This window comes from Microbacterium sp. zg.Y909 (assembly GCF_024626565.1).
Genome location: NZ_JANJFJ010000213.1, coordinates 1 through 7,465 on the forward strand (window position 1 = coordinate 1; position 7,465 = coordinate 7,465).

At 69.8% G+C, this 7,465-nt stretch carries 10 protein-coding genes and 1 pseudogene; 9 read left to right on the forward strand and 2 right to left on the reverse strand.

The window, feature by feature from the left end; translation table 11 throughout:
* A pseudogene (locus tag NQ160_RS14760) lies at positions 1-390 on the forward strand (signal recognition particle protein); the annotation flags it as partial.
* Between the two features lie 327 nt (positions 391-717).
* Here NQ160_RS14760 and NQ160_RS14765 read toward each other — a convergent pair.
* Complete coding sequence (locus tag NQ160_RS14765) at positions 718-1,881, reverse strand: glutamate--cysteine ligase (protein ID WP_257515960.1); 1,164 nt, start codon at positions 1,879-1,881, stop codon at positions 718-720.
* Positions 1,882-2,061: 180 nt separating this feature from the next.
* Here NQ160_RS14765 and rpsP point away from each other — a divergent pair, with 180 nt between their 5' ends.
* Genes rpsP through trmD form a run of 4 tightly spaced genes read left to right on the forward strand, consistent with a single transcriptional unit; the run spans position 2,062 to position 4,110 of the window.
* Entirely contained in the window at positions 2,062-2,484 is a 423-nt protein-coding gene (gene rpsP, locus NQ160_RS14770; RefSeq protein WP_257515961.1) for a 30S ribosomal protein S16, read from the forward strand.
* 4 nt (positions 2,485-2,488) lie between these two features.
* Positions 2,489-2,719 carry an RNA-binding protein gene (locus tag NQ160_RS14775; RefSeq protein WP_257493292.1) on the forward strand — a complete coding sequence of 77 codons (231 nt, stop codon included), beginning with the start codon at positions 2,489-2,491 and terminating at the stop codon, positions 2,717-2,719.
* Between the two features lies 1 nt (position 2,720).
* Positions 2,721-3,404, forward strand: coding sequence for a ribosome maturation factor RimM (rimM, locus tag NQ160_RS14780; protein ID WP_257515962.1), 684 nt, complete (start codon positions 2,721-2,723; stop codon positions 3,402-3,404).
* 1 nt (position 3,405) lies between these two features.
* Entirely contained in the window at positions 3,406-4,110 is a 705-nt protein-coding gene (trmD, locus tag NQ160_RS14785; protein ID WP_257515963.1) for a tRNA (guanosine(37)-N1)-methyltransferase TrmD, read from the forward strand.
* A 67-nt stretch (positions 4,111-4,177) separates the two neighbouring features.
* On the opposite strand, the gene map is transcribed toward trmD, so the two are convergent.
* Positions 4,178-4,960: a type I methionyl aminopeptidase gene (map, locus tag NQ160_RS14790; protein WP_257515964.1), complete on the reverse strand. Its 783-nt coding sequence runs from the start codon at positions 4,958-4,960 to the stop codon at positions 4,178-4,180.
* Between the two features lie 102 nt (positions 4,961-5,062).
* On the opposite strand from map, the gene NQ160_RS14795 reads away from it, so the two are divergent.
* From NQ160_RS14795 to NQ160_RS14810, 4 genes are all read left to right on the forward strand, one after another.
* Complete coding sequence (locus NQ160_RS14795; protein WP_257515965.1) at positions 5,063-5,557, forward strand: MFS transporter permease; 495 nt, start codon at positions 5,063-5,065, stop codon at positions 5,555-5,557.
* Between the two features lie 157 nt (positions 5,558-5,714).
* A complete protein-coding gene (gene rplS / locus NQ160_RS14800; protein ID WP_257515968.1) occupies positions 5,715-6,062 on the forward strand; it encodes a 50S ribosomal protein L19 in 348 nt (115 codons plus the stop codon).
* Between the two features lie 155 nt (positions 6,063-6,217).
* A complete protein-coding gene (gene lepB, locus NQ160_RS14805; RefSeq protein ID WP_257515966.1) occupies positions 6,218-6,973 on the forward strand; it encodes a signal peptidase I in 756 nt (251 codons plus the stop codon).
* Positions 6,970-7,465: ribonuclease HII (locus tag NQ160_RS14810; protein ID WP_257515967.1), on the forward strand; the 496-nt coding region annotated here is incomplete at its 3' end. The genes lepB and NQ160_RS14810, both read left to right, overlap by 4 nt.

The following is a 7,465-nucleotide window of genomic DNA, read 5'->3' on the forward strand; positions in this document are numbered from 1 at the left end:
GCCGAGCGACGCAACCCCAAGGTGCTCAACGGCTCCCGCCGGCTGCGCATCGCCCGCGGTTCCGGCATGACCGTCACCGACGTCAACCAGCTCGTGCAGCGCTTCGAACAGGCCGCGAAGATGATGAAGACCGTCGCGCGCGGCGGCGTCCCCAACATCCCCGGCATGGGAGCGGTGGGCGGCAAGCCGGGCGCCTCGAGCAAGCGCGGCAAGCAGCAGAAGAAGAAGGCCGTGTCCCGGTCGGGCAACCCCGCCAAGCGCGCCGCAGAGGCCGCCGGGCTGGCAGCGGCCACTGCTCCCACCGGGTCGGGCTTCGGACTCGGCGCGGCGCAGACCCCGCCGAGCGAGGCCGACCTCGCCGAGATCCAGAAGCTCTTCGGCAAGAGCTGAGTCCGGGGCCGCGACGTTTGCGGCATCCGCCCGCCGCACCGCCGTGAGAACACGTGATCTCGCGAGCGCAGGACGGATGCCGCCGGATTCCGCCTGTGCCGGGGAGATCTCCTGTGCTCGGACGGCGCCCCGCCGGCCGCGACGTTTGCGGCATCCGCCCGCCGCACCGTCGTGAGAACAGGTGATCTCGCGAGCGCAGGACGGATGCCGCCGGATTCGGCCTGCGCCGGGGAGATCTCCTGCGCTCGGACGGTGTCCGCGCCTCGGTTCCTGCCGGCGTGGCGACACCTGGCCGGCCACGAGCGCCCTGGCCCGTGTGGCCGCGCGTCAGCGCGCGAGAGTCAGCAGGTGCTCGCGCAGTGTCGGGCCGTTGCGGAACTCGCGGATGAGGTGCTGCACGACTTCGCGCAGGTCGCCTCCCGCGGCCTCGGCCACCGTCAGCTGCCGGGAGTAGCTCGCTCCGCCGCTGACGATGGCGTCCACACCGGCGAACTCGCGGGCGCATTTGAGCTCCGCAGCGACGTCGGCGAGCCGGTCGATCGTCTCGCGCAGGTGCTCGGCGACAGGCACCTGCGTTCCCGCGCGGTCGACGATCAGACGCGCGTCCATCCCGTACCGCGCCGCGCGCCACTTGTTCTCGCGTATGAACCACGGCTGCAGGATCGGAAGCTCCCGCCCCGCGTCGAGCTCGCGCGAGAAGTGCTCGACGAGCACCTGCACGAGCGCGGTGACGGCGGCCAGCTCGGGGAGCGTCGACATGCCGTCGCAGGCGCGCACCTCCACCGTGCCCCAGCGCGGAGCCGGGCGGACGTCCCACCGCACCTCGGTGGCATCCGCCATCACGCCGGTCGCGGCCATGTCATCGAGGTAGGACTCGTACTCCGCCCAGTTCTGCAGCGGCCAGGGGAGACCCGCGGTGGGCAGCTGCTGGAACACCAGCGCCCGGTTGGAGGCATACCCCGTGCTCTCGCCGGCCCAGAACGGGCTCGACGCAGACAGCGCCTGCAGGTGAGGCAGGTACGTCGCGAGTGCGTTGACGATGGGCAGCACCTTGTCGACGTCATCCACGCCGACGTGCACATGCACGCCCCAGATCATCATGTTGCGACCCCACCACTGGGTGCGCTCGATCAGCTTGTGATACCGGGTCTTGTCGGTGACGCCCTGCTCGAACCACTGCGCGAACGGGTGGCTGCCGGCGCACAGCAGCTCCAGTCCCATCGGGTCGGTGACCGTGCGGACGGCGGCGATCGCGTCGGCGATGTCGTCGACGGCGGCCGCCACGGTGCTGCCGACACCGCTCGTGACCTCGAGGGTGTTGGTGAGCAGTTCGCCGGTCACCGTGAAGCGCTCATGCGCGGTGGATTCCGCGAGGGCGTCGATGACCTCGGGCGCCCGAGGCGCCAGGTCACCGGTCTTTCCGTCGGCGAGCATGAGCTCCCATTCCAGTCCGACAGAGGAACGTGCGGATGTCGCGAAGGGCACCGTCATGCGCACATTCTGACACGCGGTCAGGGGTGGTTCGCGGGATGCCTCCGCATCTGGCAAAATAGAAGGCTGGACCGCCTGCTCGACCCTCTATCCAGCGCGCGATCCTCCCTCAGAGCTTTTGCCGGGTGTGCACCCCACGCTCCAGGCGACGTTCATCCTTCCAACACATTCAGGAGAATTGTGGCTGTCAAGATCCGTCTCAAGCGGCTCGGCAAGATCCGTGCCCCGTACTACCGCATCGTCGTCGCCGACTCGCGCACCAAGCGCGACGGCCGTGTGATCGAGGAGATCGGCAAGTACCACCCGACCGAGGAGCCCTCGTTCATCGAGGTCGACTCCGAGCGCGCGCAGTACTGGCTCTCCGTGGGCGCCCAGCCCACCGAGCAGGTCGCGGCCCTCCTCAAGCTGACCGGCGACTGGGGTCAGTTCAAGGGCGACAAGAACGCCGTGTCGACCGTGAAGGTCGCCGCGCCGAAGGAGCCGTTCCAGCTCGACGCCGCGAAGAAGTCCGTTGTGAAGCCGAAGGCGGAGAAGAAGGCCGACGAGCCCGCTCCCGCCGAGGCGACGTCCGACGAGGCACCCGCCTCGACCGACGCAGAGTAATCCGTTGCTGGCCGCCGCGCTCGAGCACGTCGTCAAGGGGATCGTCGATCACCCGGACGATGTGAAAGTCCACACCTCCACGTCGCCTCGCGGTGACGTGATCGAGGTGCGCGTGCACCCCGACGACCGGGGTCGCGTCATCGGGCGCGGCGGACGCACGGCGAAGGCGCTGCGCACCGTCGTGTCGGCACTGGCCGACGGGCGCCGCGTACGCGTCGACGTCGCGGATGACTGACATGTCCGATGCGAAGACCCCGCGTGCCCAGCTGCGCGTCGGGCGCCTGGTCAAGGCGCACGGCCTGAAGGGCGCGCTGAAGCTCGAGCTGTACACCGACGACCCGGACGGACGATTCGTCCCCGGCTCGTCGTTCACGCTGCAGGTGCCCGAGGCCTCGCCCTGGCACGGCAAGACCATCACGGTGCGCGAGTTCCGGTGGATGAACTCCCACCCCGTCGTCTTCTTCGACGGCGTCGACGACCGCGAGGGTGCCGAGACGCTCGTTCGTGCGATCCTGTGGATCGACCAGGACGACACCGACGTGGCGCCCGAGCCGGATGCCTGGTACGACCACCAGCTGGTCGGCCTCGATGTCGTCCGCGACGAGCAGGTCGTCGGCCGCGTCGTGCGGGTGGATCACCTCCCCGCGCAGGACCTGCTGATCATCCGGCCCGTCGGCGCTGACGAGGAGCGCGAGATCCTCGTGCCGTTCGTCAAGGCGATCGTCCCCGAGGTCGACGTGGCCGCCGGTCGCCTGATCGTCACGCCCCCGGCGGGACTGTTCGAGGAGCTGCCGACAGAGCCCGCACGGGACTCTGTCGAGGCGGATGCCACAGACGCTCCGTCGGCGGACGTGCCCTCACCGGCCGACGCCGCCGCGCCCGACGCGGACGCTCCCGAGGCCCCGCGCGCCGAGGACTGACGTGCGCATCGACGTCGTCACGATCTTTCCGGCGTTCTTCGACGTGCTCGAAGTGTCGCTGCTGGGCAAGGCCCGCGGCAACGGCCTGCTCGACGTGCGCGTGCACGATCTGCGCGACCACACGCACGACCGGCATCGCACCGTCGACGACACCCCGTACGGCGGCGGCGCCGGCATGGTGATGAAGCCGGAACCCTGGGGCGAGGCGCTGGATGCCATCGCCGCCGAGGCGGCCGAAGCCGGCATCCGTCCCGTCTTCATCTTCCCGTCGCCGGCGGGGGAGCGGTTCACGCAGGCCACGGCGCGCGAACTCTCGACGACCCCGCACCTCGTCTTCGGGTGCGGTCGGTACGAGGGGATCGACGAGCGCGTCTTCGACTACGCAGCCACCCTCGGCGAGGTGCGGCTGGTGAGCCTCGGTGACTACGTGCTCAACGGCGGCGAGGTCGCCGCGATGGCCATGATCGAGGCGATCGGCCGGCTCGTTCCCGGCGTCGTCGGCAACCCCGAGAGCCTCGTCGAGGAATCGCACGAGGACGGGCTTCTCGAATACCCGTCGTACACGAAGCCGTCGTCGTGGCGCGGCCGTGACGTGCCGCCCATCCTGTTGAGCGGCAACCACGGGGCCGTCGCCACCTGGCGGCACGAGCAGCAGGTCCAGCGCACGCGGGAGCGTCGCCCCGACCTGCTCGCCGACGGCATCTGACCGCGCTCAACGGCGACGCCTGATCCACGCGCCACACGACTGAGCCGGGACGACTCCGACCCTGCGCTCAGTCGACGCCGAGGAACGACCGGTCGGTCAGCACGATGGGTCCGTCGGCGGTGACGGCGATGGTGTGCTCGGAGTGGGCGCCGCGCGAGCCGTCGGCGCTGCGCAGCGTCCAGCCGTCGGGGTCGGTGACCAGCTTGTCGGTGGTCTGCAGGAACCACGGCTCCAGCGCGAGCACGAGCCCCGCTCGCAGCGGGTAGCCGCGTCCGGGCTTGCCGTCATTGGGCACGTGGGGGTCGCCGTGCATGGTGCGGCCCACGCCGTGACCGCCGAAGTCGGTGTTGATCGAGTAGCCGTCGCGGTGGGCGACCTCGGCGACGGCGTGCGAGATGTCGCCGACCCGGTTTCCGACGACGGCGGCCGCGATCGCGGCATCCAGTGCGCGCTCGGTGGTGTCGATGAGTGCGAGGTCCTCGTCGCGGGGCGTGCCCACGACGAACGAGATCGCCGAATCGGCAACCCAGCCGTCGACGGCGACGGCGAAGTCGAGCGTGACCAGATCGCCGTCGCGCAGGGCGTAGTCGTGGGGGAGGCCGTGCAGCACGGCGTCGTTGACCGAGGTGCAGATGACCTTGCCGAACGGGCTCGCTCCGAAGGAGGGGTGGTAGTCGATGTAGCAGGACTCGGCGCCGGCGCGTCGGATCATGTCGTGGGCGCGGCGGTCGATCGCGAGCAGGTTGGTGCCCACCTTCGTCTCGTCGCGCAGGGTCGCCAGCACCTCGGCGACGAACCGGCCAGCCGGTCGCATCGCATCGATCTCGGCAGGGGTGCGCAGCTCGATCATGGGGTTCCTTCCGTCGACTTCCATTGTCCCCGATGACGCGCATGGTGCGGTCGCCGCCGATACCCGACGCCCGGTGCGCCGCGCAGGCGTACCATCGAGAGCATGTGGCTGCGACGGGCGTTCTTTCTCTGGCTGATGCCGGCCGCCTTCGTGCTGCCGCTGTGGCTGCTGGTCGGATGGGTCGCCTTCGACGGCGGCGGCTGGGCCCTGCTGTGGATGCTGTTCATTGCGCTGCCCAGCGTGCTGATCGTGCAGCTGGTGCTGACGCTGCTGGTGCGCGCCCGCGGCACCGTGCGGGCGCAGCGCGCCGTGTCGTGGTGGGACGCGCTCGGGTTCACGCTCTGGCATCTCTCCGTCATCTCGCTCGGGTTCTACAGCTCGATGTGGGTGGCACAGGCCTTCGTCTCCGCTGTCATCGCCGTGGGGCTGTTCTGGCTGCTGCTGTGGCAGCTGTGGTCGGAAGCGCGGCCACGGGTGACGCTCGTGCGTGCCGGCGACGGTACGGCCTTCATCCCCCCACCCGAGCGCCCCGAAGAGCGGGCCGCAGAGCCCGAAGTGGTCGTCATCGAGGAGAAGCCCGGCCCGCCCGGCGCCTGACGTTTTGGCGGGCGCGCTCCGGCATGGCAGAATGGACCTTCGTGCCCTGAGCGTCTCTGCCTCAGGGGAGCGGACCGCGCAGTCGGTCCCGGGGCACCGACTCTCTTTATTCCTCTATCTCGCGGTCGACCTGTGGCGGCTGCAGGAAGTGACGATCATGCAGATCCTCGACTCGGTCGACGCAGCATCCCTGCGTTCCGACATCCCCGACTTCGGTCCTGGCGACACCGTCAAGGTGCACGTCAACATCACCGAGGGCAGCCGCTCGCGTATCCAGATCTTCCAGGGCATCGTGCTCGGTCGCTCGGGAGACGGTGTGCGCGAGACCTTCACCGTCCGCAAGATCAGCTTCCAGGTCGGCGTGGAGCGTACCTTCCCGGTGCACAGCCCCGTGATCGACCACATCGAGGTCGTCACCCGCGGTGACGTGCGTCGCGCGAAGCTGTACTACCTGCGCAACCTTCGCGGCAAGAAGGCCAAGATCAAGGAGAAGCGCGACCGCTGATCGCGTCTTTCAACGGATGCCCCGGGGTCGCCCCCGGGGCATCCGTTTTCTTCATGGTGGGCGCACGGCGTCGCATGCGCCCAACCGAATGCCGAATGTGCGACGCTTGACACTGCCGCCCCGTCTGACCGTGGGGCACCGGAAGAGGATTGTCGATGACGGCTGAGCAGACGGCCCCGCCGCACGATCCCGGGGAGCCTCGCCGCCGCCGGGGGTTGTGGCCGTTCGTGCGCGACGTGCTCATCATCGTGCTGATCGCGGTCGTGGTCTCTTTCCTCGTGAAGACCTTCGTGGTGCGCTCCTTCTACATCCCGTCCGGCTCCATGCAGCAGACGCTGCAGATCGAGGACCGCATCCTCGTCGACGAGCTCACCCCGCGCTTCGGCGGGTACGAGCGCGGCGACATCGTCGTCTTCCGCGACCCGGGTGGCTGGCTGCCTGCCACGCCGGAACCGGAGCGGTCGGCCGTCGCCGAGGCTTTCGACTGGGCCATGTCCGTCGTGGGCCTGTCGGCGCCGGACAGCAAGGATCACCTGATCAAGCGGATCGTCGGGCTGCCTGGCGACCACGTCGTCTGCTGCAACGTGCTCGGACAGCTGACCGTCAACGGAGTGCCGGTCGACGAGGCTCCGTACCTCAACCTCCTCGCCGGCGAGAGCGCGCCCGAGAGGGTCGAGTTCGACGTCGTGGTGCCCGAAGGCACCCTCTGGGTGCTGGGCGACAACCGCGATCACTCCCGCGACTCCCGGTACAACCAGGAGCAGCCGGGCAAGGGCTTCGTGCCTCTCGACAACGTGGTCGGACGCGCTTTCCTGATCACGTGGCCGTTTGAACGCGTGGGACTGATCGACAGTCACCACGACGTCTTCGTCGGCGTGCCCGACCCCGAGCAGGAGCCTGCGGCGCCATGACGGTCGTCGAACCACGACTGACGCTCGAGCGTCGCCTGCTGCGCGAGCACGCCATCGTCATCGCCTGCGACGAGGTGGGGCGCGGCGCGCTCGCGGGCCCGGTGGCGGTCGGCGCGGTGGCGGTGGATGCCGTGCGGGCACGCCGCCGGGTGCCGGAGGGCCTGCGGGACTCCAAGCTCGTCCCCGAGGCCAGACGGCCCGTCGTGGCCGAGCGGGCGGCCGGGTGGGTGCAGGCGTCGGCGGTGGGCTGGGCGACGGCGGCGGAGGTGGATGCCGTGGGCATCATCCGCTCCCTGGGGCTTGCAGCTCTCCGTGCGATCAACCAGCTGCGTGACCAGGGCGTGGTGCCCGAAGACGGGATCGTGCTGCTGGACGGTAACCACGACTACATCACCCCGGCGGGGGGCTCAGGTCTCCACGTGCGGCCGGTGGTCAAAGCGGACCGCGACTGCGCCAGCGCCGCGGCGGCATCCGTCATCGCCAAGGTCGCCC

Excerpts from the sequence above, each read along its gene's own strand:
- lepB (WP_257515966.1), top strand. The coding sequence starts at position 6,218 with ATGACGGCTGAGCAGACGGCCCCGCCGCACGATCCCGGGGAGCCTCGC.
- rplS (WP_257515968.1), top strand. The coding sequence starts at position 5,715 with ATGCAGATCCTCGACTCGGTCGACGCAGCATCCCTGCGTTCCGACATC.
- NQ160_RS14765 (WP_257515960.1), bottom strand. The coding sequence starts at position 1,881 with ATGACGGTGCCCTTCGCGACATCCGCACGTTCCTCTGTCGGACTGGAA.
- rimM (WP_257515962.1), top strand. The coding sequence starts at position 2,721 with ATGTCCGATGCGAAGACCCCGCGTGCCCAGCTGCGCGTCGGGCGCCTG.
- map (WP_257515964.1), bottom strand. The coding sequence starts at position 4,960 with ATGATCGAGCTGCGCACCCCTGCCGAGATCGATGCGATGCGACCGGCT.
- NQ160_RS14795 (WP_257515965.1), top strand. The coding sequence starts at position 5,063 with ATGTGGCTGCGACGGGCGTTCTTTCTCTGGCTGATGCCGGCCGCCTTC.